General features: G+C 67.7%; 17 protein-coding genes and 2 tRNA genes. 10 read left to right on the top strand and 9 right to left on the bottom strand.

Annotated features, from left to right (window positions below):
• The first annotated feature begins 56 nt into the window (after positions 1-56).
• From ACILRB_RS00095 to ACILRB_RS00085, 3 genes are all read left to right on the top strand, one after another.
• Positions 57-452 (top strand): DUF3126 family protein, encoded by a 396-nt coding sequence (locus tag ACILRB_RS00095; protein WP_395664266.1) that lies wholly within the window; start codon positions 57-59, stop codon positions 450-452.
• 33 nt (positions 453-485) lie between these two features.
• Entirely contained in the window at positions 486-1022 is a 537-nt protein-coding gene (locus tag ACILRB_RS00090; RefSeq protein WP_395664265.1) for a gamma carbonic anhydrase family protein, read from the top strand.
• Positions 1023-1089: 67 nt separating this feature from the next.
• Positions 1090-3468, top strand: coding sequence for an RND family transporter (locus tag ACILRB_RS00085; RefSeq protein WP_395664264.1), 2379 nt, complete (start codon positions 1090-1092; stop codon positions 3466-3468).
• Positions 3469-3511: 43 nt separating this feature from the next.
• On the opposite strand, the gene ACILRB_RS00080 is transcribed toward ACILRB_RS00085, so the two are convergent.
• From ACILRB_RS00080 to ACILRB_RS00055, 6 genes are all read right to left on the bottom strand, one after another.
• Entirely contained in the window at positions 3512-4000 is a 489-nt protein-coding gene (locus tag ACILRB_RS00080; protein WP_395664263.1) for a hypothetical protein, read from the bottom strand.
• A 130-nt stretch (positions 4001-4130) separates the two neighbouring features.
• The gene (locus ACILRB_RS00075) at positions 4131-4457 is read right to left on the bottom strand and encodes a hypothetical protein (protein WP_395664262.1); all 327 of its coding nucleotides are present in this window, start codon (positions 4455-4457) and stop codon (positions 4131-4133) included.
• Between the two features lie 151 nt (positions 4458-4608).
• The gene (locus tag ACILRB_RS00070) at positions 4609-5874 is read right to left on the bottom strand and encodes a hypothetical protein (protein ID WP_395664261.1); all 1266 of its coding nucleotides are present in this window, start codon (positions 5872-5874) and stop codon (positions 4609-4611) included.
• Positions 5875-6101: 227 nt separating this feature from the next.
• Positions 6102-7067 carry a GDP-L-fucose synthase family protein gene (locus ACILRB_RS00065; protein ID WP_395664260.1) on the bottom strand — a complete coding sequence of 322 codons (966 nt, stop codon included), beginning with the start codon at positions 7065-7067 and terminating at the stop codon, positions 6102-6104.
• A gap of 199 nt (positions 7068-7266) precedes the next feature.
• Complete coding sequence (gene gmd, locus ACILRB_RS00060; protein WP_395664259.1) at positions 7267-8325, bottom strand: GDP-mannose 4,6-dehydratase; 1059 nt, start codon at positions 8323-8325, stop codon at positions 7267-7269.
• Between the two features lie 268 nt (positions 8326-8593).
• Complete coding sequence (locus ACILRB_RS00055; RefSeq protein WP_395664258.1) at positions 8594-10900, bottom strand: NADP-dependent malic enzyme; 2307 nt, start codon at positions 10898-10900, stop codon at positions 8594-8596.
• A 192-nt stretch (positions 10901-11092) separates the two neighbouring features.
• On the opposite strand from ACILRB_RS00055, the gene panC reads away from it, so the two are divergent.
• The 4 genes from panC to ACILRB_RS00035 all read left to right on the top strand — a co-directional run bounded on the left by panC (position 11093) and on the right by ACILRB_RS00035 (position 13600).
• A complete protein-coding gene (gene panC / locus ACILRB_RS00050) occupies positions 11093-11962 on the top strand; it encodes a pantoate--beta-alanine ligase (RefSeq protein WP_395664257.1) in 870 nt (289 codons plus the stop codon).
• 98 nt (positions 11963-12060) lie between these two features.
• Positions 12061-12960 carry a hypothetical protein gene (locus tag ACILRB_RS00045; RefSeq protein ID WP_395664256.1) on the top strand — a complete coding sequence of 300 codons (900 nt, stop codon included), beginning with the start codon at positions 12061-12063 and terminating at the stop codon, positions 12958-12960.
• Positions 12961-12998: 38 nt separating this feature from the next.
• Positions 12999-13325 carry an acylphosphatase gene (locus ACILRB_RS00040; RefSeq protein ID WP_395664255.1) on the top strand — a complete coding sequence of 109 codons (327 nt, stop codon included), beginning with the start codon at positions 12999-13001 and terminating at the stop codon, positions 13323-13325.
• A gap of 95 nt (positions 13326-13420) precedes the next feature.
• A complete protein-coding gene (locus ACILRB_RS00035) occupies positions 13421-13600 on the top strand; it encodes a hypothetical protein (RefSeq protein WP_395664254.1) in 180 nt (59 codons plus the stop codon).
• A gap of 64 nt (positions 13601-13664) precedes the next feature.
• On the opposite strand, the gene ACILRB_RS00030 is transcribed toward ACILRB_RS00035, so the two are convergent.
• The 3 genes from ACILRB_RS00030 to ACILRB_RS00020 form a co-directional block, all read right to left on the bottom strand.
• The gene (locus tag ACILRB_RS00030; RefSeq protein WP_395664253.1) at positions 13665-14711 is read right to left on the bottom strand and encodes an RluA family pseudouridine synthase; all 1047 of its coding nucleotides are present in this window, start codon (positions 14709-14711) and stop codon (positions 13665-13667) included.
• A 49-nt stretch (positions 14712-14760) separates the two neighbouring features.
• Positions 14761-15663 (bottom strand): efflux RND transporter periplasmic adaptor subunit, encoded by a 903-nt coding sequence (locus tag ACILRB_RS00025; protein ID WP_395664252.1) that lies wholly within the window; start codon positions 15661-15663, stop codon positions 14761-14763.
• Positions 15664-15809: 146 nt separating this feature from the next.
• Positions 15810-15883, bottom strand: a tRNA-Cys gene (locus ACILRB_RS00020).
• 189 nt (positions 15884-16072) lie between these two features.
• On the opposite strand from ACILRB_RS00020, the gene ACILRB_RS00015 reads away from it, so the two are divergent.
• The 3 genes from ACILRB_RS00015 (at position 16073) to ACILRB_RS00005 (ending at position 19154) form a co-directional block, all read left to right on the top strand.
• Positions 16073-16148: transfer RNA gene (locus ACILRB_RS00015), tRNA-Asn, on the top strand.
• Between the two features lie 496 nt (positions 16149-16644).
• A complete protein-coding gene (locus tag ACILRB_RS00010; RefSeq protein ID WP_395664251.1) occupies positions 16645-17661 on the top strand; it encodes a hypothetical protein in 1017 nt (338 codons plus the stop codon).
• A gap of 2 nt (positions 17662-17663) precedes the next feature.
• Positions 17664-19154, top strand: a complete 1491-nt coding sequence (locus ACILRB_RS00005; protein WP_395664250.1) for an MBOAT family O-acyltransferase — start codon at positions 17664-17666, stop codon at positions 19152-19154.
• The last annotated feature ends 137 nt before the right edge of the window (positions 19155-19291 follow it).

Genomic DNA, 19291 nt, shown 5'->3' with positions numbered 1-19291 from the left:
GCCGGGCGCCGCTGAACGGAGGAGGCCGTACGTTGCGGACGGCCCGGGAGGACCGCTTGGACAAGACCGAATTGCGCAAGCTGCAGGGATTTCTGCGGGAGGCCTTCAGCAACGACGGCGTCAAGGTCGCTCAGGGCAAGCAGAATCCTGACGACGCCGACGTGTTCCTCGGCGAGCGGCGGCTCGGCGTCATCTCGGTGGACGACGAAGACGGCGACCGCTCCTTCGCCTTCGCCATGCCGGTTCCCGTCGAGCGGCCGATTCTGCAGGATTACCTGCGCCGCCTGTTTGAAACCGACAAGCTCAAGATCGTGGCGCGGGCGAGGAAGACCGACTCGGTCGAGCTCAACCGCGGCGAGGATTTTTTGGGCGTGATTTCGGCCGACGATCCCAAAGGCCGCAGCTTCACCCTGCAGATGGCCATCCTCGATCTCGACCTCGAGAATTTTTGACGAGCCGTTTCTGACTCGCGCCGGAGCCGCGCCATGCCGCTTTACGCCCTTGATGGAATCGAGCCGAGCCTGCCGCCGCTCGGCGAATTCTGGGTCGCGCCTGACGCGCAGCTCGTCGGCAGGGTGCGGCTCGGCGCCGAGGCGTCGGTCTGGTTCGGCGCCGTGCTGCGTGGCGACAATGAGGAGATTTTCGTCGGCCCCGGCTCCAACGTGCAGGATCTCAGCATGCTGCACACCGATCCGGGATTTCCGCTGACGATCGGGCGCGACTGCACCATCGGCCATCGCGCCATGCTGCACGGCTGCGTGATCGGCGACGAAACCCTCGTCGGCATGGGCGCGACGCTGCTCAACGGCGCGCGCGTCGGCCGCAACTGCCTCATCGGGGCCGGCGCCCTGATCCTCGAAGGAAAGACCTTCCCCGACAACAGCCTGATCGTCGGCGCCCCGGCGCGGGCGGTGCGCGAGCTTGACGCCGACGCCGCCGCGAGGCTCCGGCGCAGCGCCCGTCATTATGTCGCAAACTGGCGCCGCTACGCCGCTGGGCTCGTCGCCGTTCAGTCGTCCTGAGACGAACGGGGCGACGGCGGAGGTCAGGGACGACGCTCCGCGGCGCGGACGGCGGAGATCTCGACGCATGGACATCAAGGACCACAAGGACCGCGCGACGGACGTCGAACTCGCCTCGTCGAGCGTCGGCGCGAACAGGACGCTGGCCCTCGGGATCGAGCGGATCGGCCTCGTGTCGCTGCGTCATCCCATGGTCGTCGCGGTCCTCGCCGTGGCGCTCGCCGTCGTCGCCGGCTTCGGCCTGCCGCGGCTCAGGGTCGACGATTCGCTGAGCCAGCTGTTTCGGTCGGACTCGGCCGAGTTCCGCCAGTATGAGGAGGCGACGCGCCAATTTCCGTCGAGCGAATATGACGTCCTCGCCGTGGTCGAGGGCGAGACGCTGCTGACGCCGCGGGGCCTCGACAGGCTGCGCGATTTCGTGACCGACGCGCAGCTCATCGACGGCGTGCGCGGCGTGATCTCGCTCTATTCGGCGCGCGAGCCGCCCCAGGGCGAGGGCCCGCCCGGGCCGCTGTTTCCCGACCCCCTGCCCGAGGGGGCGGAGTTCGACCGCCTCGTTTCGCGCGCGCGCGCCAATGAGATCATCCGCGGCAAGATCCTGTCGGAGGACGGGCGGCTCACCCTCGTCGTGCTCGCGCTCGACCCCGCGGTCGTCGAAGGCTCAGGCCTCGCCGCCACGGTCAGGGAGCTGCGCGGCGCCATGGCGCAGGATTTCGAGGGAAGCGGGCTCTCCGCGCAGCTTTCCGGCGTGCCGGTGATGCAGCTCGAGATTCGCGACGCGGTCGAGCGCGACCGGCTGCTCTACAACGCCGCCGGCTTCGTCGCCGGCTGCCTCATCGCCATCCTGTTCTTCCGCCGCCTCTCCTTCATGATCGTGGCGGCGGGGCCGCCGCTGCTCGCGATCCTGTTCGCGCTCGGCGCGCTCGGCTGGCTCGGCTTCAGGCTCAACATGTTCCTGAACGTGATGACGCCGCTGATCATGGTCATCAGCTTCGCCGATTCGATGCAGCTGACCTTCGCCGCGCGCGACCGTATCCTCGCCGGCCAGAGCCGGAGCGAGGCGCTGCGCAACGCGCTGCTGATCGCGGGGCCGGCCTGCGTGCTGACCCACGCCACGGCCGGCCTCTCCTTTCTGGCGCTGACCTTTTCGAGTTCGGAGGCGATCCGCGCCTTCGGCCAGGCGGGCCTCGTCTCCACGGCGATCGCGCTTGTCGCCGTGCTGACGCTGCTGCCGCTGCTCGGCGTCCTGCTGCTGCGCGACGAAACCCGGCTCGCCGGAACGGGCCGGGCGGGCGACGCCGGGGTCGAGGCGCTGCGCGCCTTCTGTTTCTGGATCGCCGCACGCATGGTTCGCCGTCCGGGCCTCTACAGCTTCGCCGGGCTTGTCGCAGTGCTCGCGCTCGGCCTCGTCTTCGCCTCGCTCGAGCCGCGTTACCGGCTGGCCGACCAGGTGCCTGACAAGGACCAGGCGGTGTCGGCCAGCGGGCGGCTCGACGCCAAGCTGACGGGCGCGAACCCGATCGACGTGCTGATCACCTTTCCGCCCGGCGTCTCGCTCTATGCGCCGCAGTCGCTCGAAGTCATCGACCGCGCGCACACGCTGCTGGAGCGCCAGAAGGGCGTCGGCAACGTCTGGTCGATCGACACGCTGCGCCGCTGGCTGCGCGACCGCCTCCGGATCAGCGACGTCGCGACGCTGAAAAAATATGTCGAGCGTCTGCCCGAACATCTGACGCGGCGCTTCGTCGCCGCCGACGGCGGCTCGGTGCTGGTCACGGGGCGCGTGCCCGACGCCGACGCAAGCCGGCTGCTGCCGATCGTCGACGAGATCGACCATTCGCTCGACGCGCTGCGCAAGGCCTATCCCGGCTACAAACTGTCCGTGACCGGACTTTCGGCCATCGCCGCGCGCAACAGCGCGACGATGATCGGCAAGCTGACGGCCGGGCTGACGATCGAGTTCTTCTTTGTGGCGGCCTTCATCGGCCTTGCCTTCCGCTCGGCGGTGGTCGGGCTCGCCTGTCTTCTGCCGGGGATCTTTCCCGTCGTCGCCTCTGGCGCGCTTCTGGCCGCGATGGGGCAGGGGCTGCAATTTGCGAGCGTCGTGGCGCTGACGGTCTCTTTCGGCCTCGGCCTCAGCGCGACGATCCATTTCCTCAACCGGCTGCGCATCGCGGGCGACGCCGGCTCCGATTACGCCTTCGCCGTCGAACAGGCGACCGTGCTGGTCGGCCCGGCGCTGATCCTGACCTCGATCGTGCTTTCCTGCGGCCTCGCCGTGACGGTGTTTTCGGACCTGCCGTCGCTGCGCCTGTTCGGCTGGCTCAGCGCCTTCTCGATGATGGCCGCGCTCGCCGCCGATCTTTTCATCCTGCGGCCCGTGGTCATGTTCCTGCACCGGACGGCGCAGACGCTTCGCGCCGCCAAAAGGCCGCGCGACGCATGAACAAGGCGGCGACGGCCGCCTGTCGTTCAGGCCGAAAGGGCGTTCAGCCCTTGCGCAGGGTGATGGTGACGGCGGTCACGTCGGAGCCCATGGTCGGGCGGATCGAGATCGACTGCTGGCCGCCCTTGAAACGGACGTTGAGGCCGGCGGAGAACCCCACGCCGTCGACGCGCGCCATGATCTCGGTGGCGGAGGCGCCGCCCGAGACCTGGCCCGTGGCGTGCCGCGTCGCCTCCGTCCAGTTGCCGGAGAGCGCGCCATTGATGACCGACAGATTTCCGGTGATTTCGAGCCGATAGCTGTCGCTGGCGCAGCGCAGGCTCTGGTTGAGCGCGGTGCCGGGGTCGTTGACGGCGTAAGTGGCGCGGCAGCGGATGCGCTCGCTCACGCCATTCTTGGTGGCGATGGTTCCGCCGCCCGTCCAGTAGCCCGAGAGGCTCGAGAACGGGCCCTCGGCCAGGGCGGCCGAGGCGGGAAGCCCGAGGGCGAGGGCGAGGGCGAACCCGCGCGCCGACCGTTTCAGTGACGACATGCCATCCTCTGCGTTCGATGAGACGCGCGGGCGCCGCGCTGAAGGAAAGGGTAGTGAAGGACGAAGGCCGGCCGGCCTTCCGAAGGCTTCGCCATAGTCGAGAGCGCGGCTGAAAGCAACGCCGCCGGCGTCAGCCGGCCGTCCCGCCGCCGTTCGCGCCGCGCTTGCGCCATTTGCTCCACAACAGCCGCGCACGCACGAGCGCGCGGCCGGTCGGGCGTTGCAACGCGGGCACGTCGAGCGCGAGCAGGACGACGCCGAGCGGCGCCATCCAGAGACCGAACACGGGCAGAACGCTCAGACCGGAGCCGACGATCAACAGCACGCCCGCAGGAAGACGCACCCATCTCGACGACGGCTGGCGCAGCCAGGTCAGCCAGCCGGAGAACCGGTTCGGCAGCCGATCCTGGAAGCTGTCGAGATGGCGATCGAGCCTTTGCTGGTCTTTGTCGGCCAATGGCGAACGGTCCTTCCTCGCGACGCTCCAATGAGACTTCGCGACGCTCCATGAGGCGCAGGCGACGTTAGGCGCCGCAGGCCCGCGAGCCAGGGCGAAGGCTGAAGATGGGGCCGCGTCGCCGCGCCCGCAAGACGCGGACGCGGGACGCTCACGCGCCGCGGCTTTGGGCCTGGGCGACGCCGAGGCCAAGCATCGTCGCCGCGAGGAAGGGAAGGGCCGGCGCGAACAGGCTCACATTGATGAAGGCGAGAATCGTGAGGGCGACGAGGCTTGAGGCCGCCGCCGCCGCAAAGAAGGAGTCGCGCCCGCGCTTCGAGGCGGCGCGCGCGAGCCACGCCGAGCTGAGCAGCGCCACGGCCAGCGCCGCCCAAAGCATGAAGCGGCCCATTTCGATCGAAAGCTGGGCGGCGGCGGTGGCGGCGCGGGGCTCCGGCGCGTCCGGCGCGGTCGAGGCGTAGATCGGCGTGACCGAAGCGAATGTTCCGGCGCCCGAGCCAGAAATCGGCGTGTCGATGAGGATGCGCTGGGTGAGCTCGACCGTTGCCGGATCCTTTTTGACGAAGGCGAGGCGCGGCTCGGCGCCCCCGGCCGCGCCGCTGATCAGCGTCAGGGCGATGACCGCGCCGGTCGCGGCGAGGGCGCCCGCGCCCCAGCGTCCGAGGTTGAGCCGGCGCACGAGAACGAGCGCGGCGAAGGAGCCGAAGCCGCAGGCGGCCGCGAAATAGAGCGAGCCGGAGCGCGACAGGGCGACGGCCGCGGCGCAGATCACGAAGGCGACGGCCGTGGCGATCATGGGATAGAGGAATTTGGCGGTCGTCATCCCGAGCTTGGCGCGGCGCGTCTCGTGCCGCTCCAGCACATAGCTTGCGAGCGCAGCCGTGAGCACGAGGCCGACGCAGGCGACGCTCTGCGCCTCCTCGCGCTCGGGCGCGCCGGCGAGGTCGAAGATGATCGACAGCAGGGCGACGACGGTGGCGGCGGCGCCGAGCGCGATGAGCACGGCCTCGGCCCGCTCGCGGTTGAAGGTCAGCAGCGTCGTGAGCACGAAGGCTCCGACCAGCGTCAGATAGCGCACGAGCGCGAGCGCGGTGGCGCCGATGTCGACGGACAGCGCGCCGAAACGTGGCGAGGGATAGCCGGCCGCGACGCTGCTCCAGACCGGATGGGCGAAGGCGAGCGGCATGGGCGCCATCTGCACGATCATCCACAGGGCGGGAATCGCCGCGCCGATCGCGATCGGCCAGAGCAGGCTGCGCAGCCGCGCGAGATCGGCGGCCGGAGCGCTCCAGACGGCGAGAAGCAGGCCTGTCGCCACAAGAAGCGGCGGCAGCGCCGGGAGAAGGGTCGCCTCGAGGAACGAGGTGGCGACGCAGAGGGCGATCGAGCCGAGAAGAAAACCGAGGGCGACGAACATGGCGCGCAGGCCCGGGACTGGCGGTGGCGGGGAGGGCGAGGCGAAGGGGCGAAGCGAGACCGCGTCGCAGGACGCGGCGCGGCGAAATGCGGGTCGTTCCTGTGCGCCGCAGCTTCGCCGTCAGTCTAGGGCGTCGGCCGCGCCGAGCGCAAGGGCCAAGCGGAGCCGGACGGCCAGGCGGAGCCGGAAGGGACGGGACGCGCGCGGGCGCGTCCCGTCCCGCGGCGTCAGGCGGTCGCGAGCTGGCCGGCCTTCTCGCTCAGGAACCAGCGATAGACTTCGGCGATCCCGTCCGCGAGGCCGGTCTTCGCGGTCCAGCCGAGCGCGGCGAGGCGGCCCGAATCCATGAGCTTGCGCGGCGTGCCGTCAGGCTTCGACGTGTCGAACACCAGCGCGCCCTCGAAGCCGACGACGCGGCCGACCGTCTCGGCGAGTTCGCGGATGGTGACGTCGCAGCCGGCGCCGCAGTTGATCGGCTCGGCCCCGTCGTAATTGTCCATCAGGAAGACGACCGCGTCGGCGAGGTCGTCGACGTAAAGGAACTCGCGCAGCGGCGTTCCGGTGCCCCACACCACGACCTCCTTGCGGCCGGCGAGCTTGGCCTCATGGAACTTGCGGATGAGCGCCGGCAGCACATGGCTGTTGGCGAGGTCGAAATTGTCGTTGAGGCCGTAAAGGTTGCTCGGCATCACCGAGATGTAGCGCCGCCCGTGCTGGCGGCGGTAGGCCTGGCACATCTTGATGCCGGCGATCTTGGCGATGGCGTACCATTCGTTGGTCGGCTCGAGCGGGCCGGTCAGCAGCGAATCCTCGTGGATCGGCTGCGGCGCGAATTTCGGATAGATGCAGGACGAGCCGAGGAACACGACGCGCTCGACGTCGGCGCGGTGCGCCGCCTCGATGACGTTCGCCTCGATGACGATGTTGTCGACGAGGAAGTCGGCCGGATAGGTGTCGTTGGCGAGGATGCCGCCGACCTTGGCCGCGGCGAGGATGATCACGTCGGGCTTCTCGCGCGAGACCCAGGCGCGCACGGCGGCCTGGTCGCGCAGGTCGAGCGTCTCGCGTCCGGCGGTCAGCACGTCCACGGGCTCGCCCGCGAGCCGGCGCACGATGGCGGAGCCGACCATGCCACGATGGCCGGCGACCCAGATTCGTCTGTTGCGGGCCGCGCCCGTCGAAACTTCGGCCATGGTTTCTCCTCGTTGCCCGCCGGCTGCGCGGCGGCCGCGAAACGCAAAAGGACACGCGCCGTCGCCGCGGGAGGCCGCGCCCGGCGGCCGTGCCCCGAACGCAGGAGGTCTGCCGGCGCGCGGGACTCTAAGGCCCGGCGGCCGGGCCTGCCGCCCCGTCGGGACGACTCGGGTCGAAGGACCCGGCGCGACGCGCCGTTCAGACGCGCCCGCGCGCCTTCATGACGACGAGGTCGCTCGCGACCATGTCGGAGACCAGCTCCTTGAAGGTCGTCTTGTGTTTCCAGCCGAGCTTCTTGTACGCCTTGGTCGGGTCGCCGAGAAGCTGCTCGACCTCGGTCGGGCGGAAATAGCGCGGGTCGATCTCGACCAGCGCCTTGCCGGTCTTCAGGTCGAAGCCGCGCTCGTCGACGCCTTCGCCCTTCCAGCCGATGGAAATGCCGATTTCGGCGAAGGCTTTTTCGACGAACTCGCGCACCGTGTGCATCTCGCCGGTCGCGAGCACATAATCGTCGGGCTCGGGCTGCTGAAGGATGCGCCACATGCCTTCGACGTAATCCCTGGCGTTGCCCCAGTCGCGCTGGGCGTCGAGGTTGCCGAGGTAGAGCTTGTCCTGGAAGCCGAGATGGATGGCGGCGACGGCGCGGGTGATCTTGCGCGTCACGAAGGTCTCCGCGCGGGTCGGGCCTTCATGGTTGAACAGGATGCCGTTCGAAGCGTGCATGCCATAGGCTTCGCGGTAGTTCACCGTGATCCAGTAGGCGTAGAGCTTGGCGGCGGCGTAGGGCGAGCGCGGATAGAAGGGCGTCGTCTCGCTCTGCGGGACCGCCTGCACCTTGCCGTAAAGCTCGGAGGTCGACGCCTGGTAGAAGCGCGACTTCTCGGTCAGGCCGAGGATGCGGATCGCCTCGAGGATGCGCAGCGTGCCGAGCGCGTCGGAATTGGCGGTGTATTCCGGCGTCTCGAAGCTCACCTGCACATGGCTCTGCGCCGCAAGATTATAGATCTCGTCGGGCTGAACTTCCTGAACGATGCGGATGAGGTTCGTCGAATCGGTCAGATCGCCATAATGCAGGAAGAAGCCGACGTCTTCTTCATGGGGATCATGATACAGATGGTCGATGCGGTCCGTATTGATCAGTGAAGAACGGCGCTTGACGCCGTGCACAATGTAACCTTTGGAAAGCAGAAGTTCGGCGAGGATAGCGCCATCCTGGCCAGTGACTCCGGTGATCAAGGCTGTCTTTTGTGCAGTCATAAGGGGTTGATACCTTTGATCTGTTGCGGACCCGTGCGGGCGTATTCGCTATCGGCCGAGGCGGAGCCATAGCAGAAGCGGACCGGCATGGCCAGCGGCCTCCGGCTGGGCCAGCAAAAGTTACGCCTCGCGCGTATCCTGAGCATAGAGCTTTTTCGTCATTTAACGAAGCGTCGCGGAAAAAGCGCCGATTTTGGCCGCGGTCGGCGCGCCGCCCGGGCGCGGTCCCGTCTTTGGAAGCGCGCGCCGAAAGGGCCCGGCCGCGCCTTCAGGGCGCAAGCTGCGGCTTTGCGTCGCGGGCGAGGCTCTGCGCCTCGACGACCGCGAAGGCGGTCATGTTGACGATGCCGCGCGCGGTCGTCGAGGGCCGCACGATGTGGGCCGGAAGCGCGCCGCCGATCAGCAGCGGCCCGACGGGCAGGGCGTCGGCGAGGCTCACCGCCAGCGAATAGGCGATGTTGGCCGCGTCGAGATTGGGCATCACCAGCAGATTGGCCTCGCCCTTCAGCGGCGACTGGGTGACGAGCCGCTCGCGCACCATCTCGGACAGCGCGGCGTCGGCCTGCATCTCGCCGTCGGCCTCGACGTCGGGGGCGCGCTTGTGGAAGATCTCGAGCGCGCGGCGCATCTTGCGCGGCGACTCGCCGTCGTCCGAGCCGAAGTCCGAATGGGACAGGAAGGCCACCTTGGGGCTGAGCCCGAAACGGCGCACATGGCGGGCGCACAGCATCGCCGTCTCGGCCAGCTCGAAGTCCTTCGGGTCGTCGCGCACATGGGTGTCGGTGATGAAGAACGGGCCCTTGTTCGTGATGACGAGGCTCATCGACGCGAAATCCGTGACGCCCGGCGCAAGGCCGATGATGTCGCGGATATAGGCGAGGCGCGACTTGAAGCGCCCGTCGAGGCCGCAGAGCATGGCGTCGGCGTCGCCGCGCTTCACCGCGACCGCCGCGATCACGGTCGAGTTGGTGCGCACCTTGGTGCGCGCGTTGTCGGGCGTCACGCCGCGCCGGCCGGCGGCCTCGAGATAGGTCGCGACATAATCGCGGTAGCGCGGATCGTCCTGCGGATTGATGAGGTCGAAATCGCGATCGGGCCTGATCGACAGGCCGAAGCGCTCGAGACGCGAGACGATGACCTCGGGGCGGCCGATCAGGATCGGCTTGGCGACGCCTTCGTCGACCACGATCTGGACGGCGCGCAGCACGCGCTCGTCCTCGCCCTCGGCGTAGACGACGCGGCGCGGATCGGCCTTCGCCGCCTGCATCAGCGGCTTCATGATGAAGCCCGAACGGAACACGAAGCGCGCGAGCGTTTCTTCATAGGCGGCGAAATCGGCGATCGGCCGGAGCGCCACGCCGCTCTGCATCGCCGCGCGCGCCACCGCCGGCGCGATGCGCAGGATCAGGCGCGGGTCGAAGGGCGAGGGAATGAGGCTTTCGGCGCCGAACTGGCGCGACTTCCCGCCATAGGCGCGCGCCACGACGTCGGAGGGCGGCTCATGGGCGAGTTCGGCGATCGCCCTGACGGCGGCGAGCTTCATCGCCTCGTTGATCGTGGTCGCGCCGACGTCGAGCGCGCCGCGGAAGATATAGGGAAAGCACAGGACGTTGTTGACCTGGTTTGGATAGTCGGAGCGCCCGGTGCAGACCATGGCGTCGGGGCGCGCCGCGTGCGCGGCCTCGGGCTCGATCTCCGGCGTCGGATTGGCGAGCGCCATGATCAGCGGCTTCTCGCCCATCTCCTTCGTCATCTCGGGCTTCAGCACGCCGCCGGCCGAAAGGCCGAGGAACACGTCGGCGCCGCCGATCGCCTCGCCGAGCGTCCGCGCGTCGGTGTCGCGGGCGTAGATCGCCATGCGCTCGTTCATGGAGGGCCGGCCCCTGTAGACCACGCCGTCGATGTCCGTGATGGTGATGTTTTCGGGCCGCGCGCCGAGTTCGACCAGAAAGTCGATGCAGGCGAGCGCCGCGGCGCCTGCGCCCGAGGTCACGATCTTGACCTCGTCGAGGCGCTTGCCGCTGAGCTCCATGGCGTTGAGCACGGCCGCGCCGACGACCATGGCGGTGCCGTGCTGGTCGTCGTGGAAGACCGGGATCTTCATGCGCTCGCGCAGCTTGCGCTCGACGTCGAAGCACTGCGGCGCCTTGATGTCCTCGAGATTGATGCCGCCAAAGGTCGGCTCGAGCGCGGCGACGATGTCGACGAGGCGATCGACGTCCTTCTCCTCGACCTCGATGTCGAACACGTCGATGCCGGCGAATTTCTTGAACAGGACGGCCTTGCCCTCCATCACCGGCTTGGCGGCGAGCGGGCCGATGTCGCCGAGGCCGAGCACCGCCGTGCCATTGGTGACGACCGCGACGAGGTTCTGCCGCGCCGTCATTTCGGCGGCCTCGGCCGGATCGCCGGCGATGGCGAGGCAGGCGGCGGCGACGCCCGGCGAATAGGCGAGCGACAGGTCGTATTGCGTGCCGAGCGGCTTCGTCGCCCTGATCTCGAGTTTGCCCGGCCGCGGCGAGCGGTGGTAGTGGAGCGCGTTCGACGCGAGCTCTGAAGGAATCTGCTGAGACACTGGGCTTGCTCCCTGCTCGCCGCGTCGATCTTCGGGATCGCCCGCGCGCCGGCGGCGGGCCGGCGTCGACGGCGTCGACTTGTCGGCCGTTTCCGGCCGGCGAACCCATGTGGCATAGGCCAGCGCGGCGGGGGAGTCCATCGTCCCGCCGGCGCTGGCGCGCGCGAACGTCGCGGATCTGGAGACGCGGGCATGACGGTTGAACGGATCGGGGACGTCGCGGTGGTGCGGGAGTCCGGGGCGCTGCGGCGCGTCGTCGAAGGCTGGCGCGCGCAGGGCGAACGCGTGGCGCTGACGCCGACCATGGGCGCGCTCCACGCCGGCCACGCCTCGCTCGTCGGCCATGCGCGGGCGAGGGCGTCCCGCGTCGTCATGTCGATCTTCGTCAATCCGACGCAATTCGCCGAGGGCGAGGATTTCGAGGCCTATCCGCGCGCGCTCGCGGCCGACGCCGCGGCCTTCGCCGCGGCCGGCGGCGACCTCGTCTACGCCCCCGCCGCCGCTGAAATCTATCCGGACGGCTTCGCCACCATGGTGAAAGTCGGCGGCCCGGCGCTCGCGGGGCTCGAGGACCGTTTCCGGCCGACGCATTTTTCAGGCGTCGCCACCGTCGTCGCCAAGCTCTTCAACCAGTGCCGCCCCGACCTCGCCGTGTTCGGCGAGAAAGACTATCAGCAGCTCAAGGTGGTTTCGCGCATGACGCGCGACCTCGACCTCGGCGTCGAGATCGTCCCGGCTCCGACGCTGCGCGAGGCGGACGGGCTCGCCCTGTCCTCGCGCAATGTCTATCTCTCGGCGGAGGAGCGGCGGCGCGCGCCTGCGCTGCACGAGGCGCTGTGCGCCTGCGCCGCGGCGATCCGGGCCGGCGGCGAAGTCGGGGAGAGCCTTGAGCAGGCGCGCGAGACGCTCGCGATCGCGGGCTTCGACGCCGATTATGTCGAGGCGCGCGACGCCGCGACGCTGGAGCCCGAGCCGGCCGAGGGCTTCGGCGCGCGGGCGCTGCGGCTGCTCGCGGCGGCGCGGCTCGGCCGCACGCGGCTCATCGACAATCTCGCCGTCTGACAGGCGCAAGCCTCGCGCCAGCGATCGCGCGTCATTTTAAAGGCGCCGGCGCATCAACGCATCCGACCGGCGCTTGGATCGCGGCCGGAGCGCGCGCAATGGCGAAAACATTCATCGAATCTGTCGTCAGGGCCGCGCTGCTGGCGGCGTTTTGCGCCTTGTGCGGCGTCGCCACAGGTTTTGCGCCGGCTGCGGCGGCGGACGATCTGACCCTCGCCTGCCCCTCCTCGGGCGAGCCGGCGCTCGTCGACGGGGGCGGGCGCCGGCGCGCCATCGTCGATCCGGCGGATCGCGCGATCGCCGCGAAAGCCTGCGACCCGGACCTCGCCGCCGGCGCCCCGGGCGTCAGCGTGCTCGTCGCCAACAGCGGCGCGGCCACGCTCTATGTCGCCTTCACGAACTACGCCACGCAGAAGCCCGGGCCCATCGTCTGGGCGGCGAACTGCCTCCGCGGCCTCGTCAACCAGCAGATGGCCATTCCTCCGGGCGCGAGCTGCGCCGCCACCGTGCCGGCCACGGCCGGAACCACGCGGTTCTGCGCCTCCGCCACGCCCGTTCCGGCGGGCCGGCTCCCCAATTGCAACCTCGCCCAGGCCCGCAACCAGACGATGGTCGAAACGACCTTCGGCGCCGGCGCGAACGGCTGCTACCCGACGAGCATGGCGAGCTGCGTCTGGTACGACGTCAGCGTCATCCCGCAGAACTGCACCGCCGACGGCTGGACGCTCAACCGTTGCGCCAACGCCGGCGGCGCGTCCTATAATCTTCCCGTGGCGCTCTCCTGCGTTGGGCAGCCGACCTATGTCTGCCAGGGGCCGCGCGGCGGAACCTATGGAAGCGCCAACTATCCGGTCAAATGCGGCAATCCGAACGCGCGTTGCGTCGGGGGCGGCCAAAGCTGCGACAACGCCTATTTTTTCCCCACGCCCATCCCCCAGCCGAATTCGCAATGTCCCGCGGGACAGGTATTGAAGATCAATTTCCTCGCCGGTCCCTGACGCCGGCGTTTCCTCTTGGCGGCGAGCGGAGGCGAGCCTTGGCGAACGACGACCATCCGGGGCCCGAATCAAGACGCGTCCTGCGCGCCATCGTCGCCGGGCGGGTGCAGGGGGTCGGCTATCGCGACTGGGCGCTGGCCGAGGCTGAAGCGCTCCGACTCGAAGGCTTCGTGCGCAACCGCGCCAGCGGCGAGGTCGAGGCGGTGGTCGCCGGGCCGGCCGCGGCGGTCGCGCTGATGTGCGAAAAATTCTGGCGCGGGCCGCCGGCGGCGCGGGTTTCCGCCGTGGAGCTGTTCGAGGCCGGCGAGAATGAGCTCGCGCTGCGCGGCGAGGGGGCCGGCTTCGTGCGCCTGCCGACGGTTTGACGCGCCCCAGCGTTCAAGGACCTGCGCCCTTGCCGCGCGCCGCCCTGCCGCGATATTGAAGTCTCGACGGAGCGGAGGCGAAGCGGATGAGCGGCGTGGCGCATAAAGGCTTTGGGGCCGCTTTGAGGCCGCGCAGGGCGCGGCTTGCGCTGGCCGCCGTGGCGCTGTCGGCCTTCGCGCTCGCCGGCTGCGACCGCTGCGGCGGCCCGGTGAAGTTCAACGCGCCGGTCTTTCCGAAAGTCTGCTACGACACGGGCAAGGACAAGACGCAATAACGCCGCGTGTTGGTCCGGCGCATGACGCCGGACCGGGACGCCTGAAGCTTTCCGGCGCCACGCCCTATTCGGGCGCGCCTTCGATCGGATCGTAGCGTTTCGCGTCGAAGCCGAACAGCTCGAAGGATTTCGCCATATGCGGCGGCAGCGGCGCCGTGACGTCGAGGATTCCGCCGCGCGGATGCGGCAGCACGAGCCGGCGCGCGAGCAGATGCAGCTTCTTCTCGACGCCCTCGGGGATCGCGCGCATCGGATCGGAGCGGCGCGGGTCGGTCTTCGGCTTCAGACCATATTTGGGATCGCCGACGATCGGATGGCCGATCGCCTCCGCATGGGCGCGCAGCTGGTGCGTGCGGCCGGTGATCGGCTTCATCGACAGCCAGGCGACGCGCGGCGCGAAGGAGTCGACCGTGGCGTAATAGGTCACCGAATGGCGCGCGTCCTCGTCGCCATGCTTCGCCACGCGCATTTTTTCGAGCGCGGCGCGGTCTTCGCCGGGCCGGACCGGCCGAACGTCCATGCCTTCGCCCTTGGCGAGGAACAGCGAGATCTTGCCCTGCGCGGGCTTGGGCACGCCCTCGACCAGCGCCCAGTAGATCTTGCGCGCCTCGCGCGAGCGGAAGATCTCGCCAAGCTCGGCCGCGACCTTGCGCGTCTTGGCGACGAGCAGCACGCCGCAGGTGTCGCGGTCGAGACGATGCACCAGAACGGGCCGGTCGCCGCGTTCGTTGGGGAGCGAAGCGAGCATGCCGTCGATATGGCGCTTCATGCCCGAGCCGCCCTGCACGGCGAGGCCGAACGGCTTGTTCAGGACCATGAGGTCCTTGTCCTCGTAGAGGACCATGTTGCGGATGTCGCGGGCGTCCTCGGCCGAAATGCGCACGGCCGGCGCAACCGGCGCGGCCTCGAGGTTGAGCGGCGGCACGCGCACGTTCTGGCCCTCAGCGAGCCGGGTCGCGGTCTTGACGCGCGCGCCGTCGACGCGGACCTGCCCCGTGCGCACGATCTTGTTGAGATGGGAGAGGGAGAGCGAAGGGATGCGCCGCTTGAACCAGCGGTCGAGCCTGAGCCCGTCCTCGTCTTCCGTCACCTGAAATGTCTGAGCGCTCAAGCGCCGTCCTCTTGGATTTGAGTTTTGGGAGCCAACGTCCGCCGGCGCGTCAGAACGCCGGGCGCACGCGGTCGCCCTCGCGCAAAAAGGCGCCGGCTTTCGAAACCACGACGTCGCCGGGCGCGAGACCTTCGCGGATCTCGGCCTCGAACGGCCCGAACAGCCCGACCTTGACCCTGCGGGTCTCGACGCGGTCGTCACGCACCGTCTGCACGATCGCGCCCTGCGGCCCGTAGAGGATGGCCGAAAGCGGCGCTGACGGTCCGCAGCTCTGGCCCGCGTCGACGATCGCCGTGGCGAAGGCGCCGGGCTTCAGCCCCGCGCTCGAGCTGAGCTGGATGCGGGCCGAGCCCTGCTGCGTCATCGGGTCGATTTCGGGCGAGACGAGCCGCACCGCGCCGGCGAGCTCGCGGCCGTCGAGCGCCTCGATCCGCGCCACCTGGCCGGGCCTGACGCGGGCGAGCGCGGGCAGGGGGATCTGCGCCTGAAGCTCCAGTTCGCCGCCGCGCACGATGCGGAACATCGGCTCGGCCCGGGCGGAGGCGGGCATGCCGACGGCGATGCGCCCGTGCAGCAGGGTTCCGGCGGCGGGCGCGGTCATGGTCGCCTTGGTCGGCAGGCCGGGCAGCCAGTCGGGCCGCAGAAGCTGGGCCACGGGCTGGCCGGCCGCGACCGTCGCGCCGTCCTCGACCAGAATCTGGGAGAGCAGCAGCCCTTCATATTCGGGGCGCAGCAGAATCTCCTCGCGCGCGACGGCATGGCCGTCGAGCCGCAGGCTGTCGACGAAACATTGCGTCTTCGCCTTGACCACGCTCACGGTCATGGCGGCGGGCTCGCGCGTTTCGGCGCGAAGGCCGGGACCGCCGGAGACGAGCGTCGCTCCAAAAAGAACGGCGGCGCAGGCGCCGCGGCGCGAGGCGCAGGCGCCGCGGCGCGAGTCGATGGCGTTCAAGGGTGAAAAATCCGGCATGGCTCGGCGCTCGGGCGGCGGCTCCCGCGCAAGCTTAGAACCGAAACGCGCTTGCGTCAGCGCCTGGGGAGAAAGTTTGGAGAAGAAATTCGCGGAAGTTTCCCGGCCTTCCGCGCGGTCTTCGAGATTGGAGGCCTCGCCCGGAATCGAACCGGGGTGCAAGGATTTGCAGTCCTCTGCGTAGCCACTCCGCCACGAGGCCTCCGTCGCGACGACAGCGCGCTTCGCCTATAGCAAAGGATGCGGCCGGCAGGCAAGGAAACTTCGGCGCTTCGCCGCTGATGCGGCCTGAGCCTGCAAAACCGTCGCATTAGGGCTTTGCAAGCGCCAAACGGCTTGCTATATGCCGCCATCCGCCGACGCCGCCCCCCTGGGCGCGCCGCGGAGCCGGTCCCTGATAGCTCAGCTGGTAGAGCAATCGACTGTTAATCGATCGGTCGCAGGTTCGAGTCCTGCTCAGGGAGCCACCGATTTTTCATCGCGCCCTTATCTAAACGTCCAGGATTTTCCGCGTCATGACGAGTTGACGCGGGGTCCCGGCGTTTCTCCGCGCCGTCCTCCCTAAGCTTCTGTGAGAGCGTTTCCGGCTCGCCCCATGCCATCCTGAAAGCCCCCGGCGGGTCATTGGCGTCAGGCAAGGGCGCCGCCGCGAGCTCCCGGGCGGCGCCCCGCCGGTCCTGCGTTCGAGCGATGAATCGCGCCGTCAAAGCCAGGATCGAACAGGCCGATCCGCCGCCGAGAACGCGTCGGGCGCCGTGTCGCGCCCGCCTATCAACGGACAAAATGACGCATGAAGTCCAAATCAATGCGCTGCAAAAATTTTGCCGTCATTCACGCGCAAGTTACAGCTACGATAAAAGGTCATTCGATAACGGCCGTCACAATCCCGCAAATTGGCATGGGTTGTATGGGTCCTGAAATAAATCTTCGAGCATATGGCTTGATCTTACAGCGGATTATCATATGGACGTTCGTGTAAAGGATTGGGCGACAGAATCGCGGGACTTGCCGCTGGGACGGACTTATCAATCTTTACGTGCGTCAATCATTCGTTTCCTGATCGTCTTTTCTATTGTGTGGGTGTGTCTTTACGCCCTGCAATATCTATTCCCTTATGTTCAGAACGGCGCGGCCGCCGTGAAAAACGTCAAATATGCTGCGGCGCAGAAGGCCGGGTTGTTCAGCCCGGACGCGAAATTCCGCTACTTCGCCTTCGGCAACAGCAAATCGCTCGCCGGCTTTGAGCCGGAAAGCTTCGACCGGGCGCTGGGCGGCGAGGTCACGGCGTATAATCTCGCCATTCCCGGCGACTCGAAATTCGTCGATCTTCTGGACTCAGCCCTCAAGGCCGGCAACGTGCCGAGCCATGTCCTTCTGCAGCTTCTTCCGGAAGCCGATCCGCATGAATCGTCATTCTGGGCTCTGCTTCAGGACAATAAGAAAATCGCCAATATTCTCTTTCCGTTCCGTAATTTCGTCCGTGACGCCGTGGTTTTCGCGTTTGAATCCCGGGGGCGCGGGGTCGTCGCGCAATACAGGTCCAACGCCGATCAGATTCGCCAGTTGGGCGAAGACCGCGGATATTTTTTCATCAAATCCCAAAGCCATTTTCCCGGCGACCGCCTGCCGGACGGCTATGCGCTTCCGACCGACCGTCCCAATGAAATCATGAAGCGCCCCTTCAACCCGAGCGATCCCGACTTCCTGCGGCTCATGCGGCTCGCGGAACAGTATGGCTTTCAGGTGTTCGTGGCGCCGGCCGCCTTCCGTCAGGGCGAATACGCCCCGCCTCCGCCCGTCGATCAAGCCCTGACCGACGCCTTGCGCCCCTTCCCGAACGCGCATGTCCTTGGCCCGGCCTATTGGCTCTACGAGCCGAAGGAGTTCTCCGACCCGGTCCACCTTAATCCTGCGGGCGCGCAAAAATACACGAGCGGCCTTGCCGATCTCGTCGGACGCGCCGCGATGGGAGAACACTGAGAATGCTTTTTAACTCTTTCGAGTTCGCGATATTTTTCGCGGCGTTCCTGTCGCTGTTCTTTTCGGCGCCGAAAAGCGCGCGACCCGTCGTGATGCTGATCGCCAGCTATATCTTTTATGCGGCCTGGCGTCCGTCTTTTCTGCTTCTGCTGCTTCTGACCACCGTGGTCGATTATACGACCGCGATCGTCATCGATACGGCCAGGAAGCCGCTGTTGAGAAAAATTGCGCTCGCCACGGCGCTCAGCGTCAATCTCGGCATCCTGTTTTCGGTCAAATATCTGGATTTCATGCTCGCGAGCTTCGTCGGCGCGGCCGGGTTCGTCGGCGTTGAAATTCCGCCGCTTGCGCTCAACCTGATCCTGCCGATCGGCATCTCCTTCTATACGTTCCAGTCGGTCGGCTACACGCTTGACGTTTACAATCGCGTGTTTCCCGCCGAACGTAATCTTCTTTTCTATTCGCTTTACGTCGCCTTCTTCCCGCAGCTCGTGGCCGGCCCGATCGAGCGCGCGTCCCACATGCTGAGGCAATACAGGAACTGGCGGCCGACGACCCCGGACCGGATCGGATCGGGCCTGTGGTTGTGCGCCTGGGGTCTTTTCAAGAAGATGTGCGTCGCCGACGTCGTGGCGCCCTTCGTCAACGGCGTTTATGCGAGCCCCGGATCGTTCGACGGCAGCTACACATTGTTGGCGTCGGTCTTCTTCGCCCTGCAGATCTACTGCGATTTCTCCGGCTATTCCGACATGGCGATCGGAATCGCGCGGATCATCGGCGTCGATCTCATGACCAACTTCCGGCAGCCCTATTTCGCGTCGAGCCTGACCGATTTCTGGCGCCGCTGGCACATCTCCCTTTCGACCTGGTTTCGCGACTATCTGTACATTCCCCTCGGCGGCAACCGCACCACGCGCCCGAAATGGGCGAGAAACACGCTGATCGTCTTCGGCGTCAGCGGATTGTGGCACGGCGCGAACTGGACATTCCTGATCTGGGGGCTGTGGCACGGCGCGGCGATCGTCGCGGAGGATCTGTTCAGGCGCATGAAATTCGTGGCGCGCCGGAAGCCCCTGGCCGTCGGCGCCGAAGCGGCGACCGTGACGGTCACGGACGTCAGAAGCTGGCATGGCCGCCTCGGCAATGTCGTCGGCGTGTTTTACACGCTCGCGATCGTTCTCGTCGGCTGGGTCTTTTTCCGGGCGCGCGACGTGCCGGACGCCGTCCACATTCTGAAATCCTGGACCTCCCTCGGCGACCTGTCTTACGGAACCTTCAAGATCCTCGGCATTCCGAGCGTCGAACTCGTCGTGCTCGTCGCCAATCTCGCGCTTCTGATCGTCGTCGACGGCGTGCTCGCCAATAAAGCCAGCCTGCTGAGAAGCCTTGGGCGCAAGCCCTGGGCGTCGACGACGGCGGCCGTCCTGCTGGCCTATAACGTCATCCTGTGGGGCGCGTTCGGCAGCTTCGACTTCATTTACTTCCAGTTCTAGGGTCTGGACCCATAAAATGGTTGGCGTGATCAGCGGTTTGTGATTCACGGCTTCCGAAAGGAAGCGCCGATGAATCGGGATCAGTTCTGGCTGACGGACGAACAATTTTCAAAGATCGAGCCGCATCTGCCGACAAA

This window comes from Methylocella sp. (assembly GCF_044226135.1).
Lineage (GTDB): Bacteria > Pseudomonadota > Alphaproteobacteria > Rhizobiales > Beijerinckiaceae > Methylocapsa.
Note: the sequence above shows the minus strand (reverse complement) of the source record. Positions and strands in the feature narration are given on the sequence as shown.

Excerpts from the sequence above, each read along its gene's own strand:
- ACILRB_RS00090 (WP_395664265.1), top strand. The coding sequence starts at position 486 with ATGCCGCTTTACGCCCTTGATGGAATCGAGCCGAGCCTGCCGCCGCTC.
- ACILRB_RS00085 (WP_395664264.1), top strand. The coding sequence starts at position 1,090 with ATGGACATCAAGGACCACAAGGACCGCGCGACGGACGTCGAACTCGCC.
- ACILRB_RS00080 (WP_395664263.1), bottom strand. The coding sequence starts at position 4,000 with ATGTCGTCACTGAAACGGTCGGCGCGCGGGTTCGCCCTCGCCCTCGCC.
- ACILRB_RS00070 (WP_395664261.1), bottom strand. The coding sequence starts at position 5,874 with ATGTTCGTCGCCCTCGGTTTTCTTCTCGGCTCGATCGCCCTCTGCGTC.
- ACILRB_RS00065 (WP_395664260.1), bottom strand. The coding sequence starts at position 7,067 with ATGGCCGAAGTTTCGACGGGCGCGGCCCGCAACAGACGAATCTGGGTC.
- gmd (WP_395664259.1), bottom strand. The coding sequence starts at position 8,325 with ATGACTGCACAAAAGACAGCCTTGATCACCGGAGTCACTGGCCAGGAT.
- panC (WP_395664257.1), top strand. The coding sequence starts at position 11,093 with ATGACGGTTGAACGGATCGGGGACGTCGCGGTGGTGCGGGAGTCCGGG.
- ACILRB_RS00045 (WP_395664256.1), top strand. The coding sequence starts at position 12,061 with ATGGCGAAAACATTCATCGAATCTGTCGTCAGGGCCGCGCTGCTGGCG.
- ACILRB_RS00010 (WP_395664251.1), top strand. The coding sequence starts at position 16,645 with ATGGACGTTCGTGTAAAGGATTGGGCGACAGAATCGCGGGACTTGCCG.
- ACILRB_RS00005 (WP_395664250.1), top strand. The coding sequence starts at position 17,664 with ATGCTTTTTAACTCTTTCGAGTTCGCGATATTTTTCGCGGCGTTCCTG.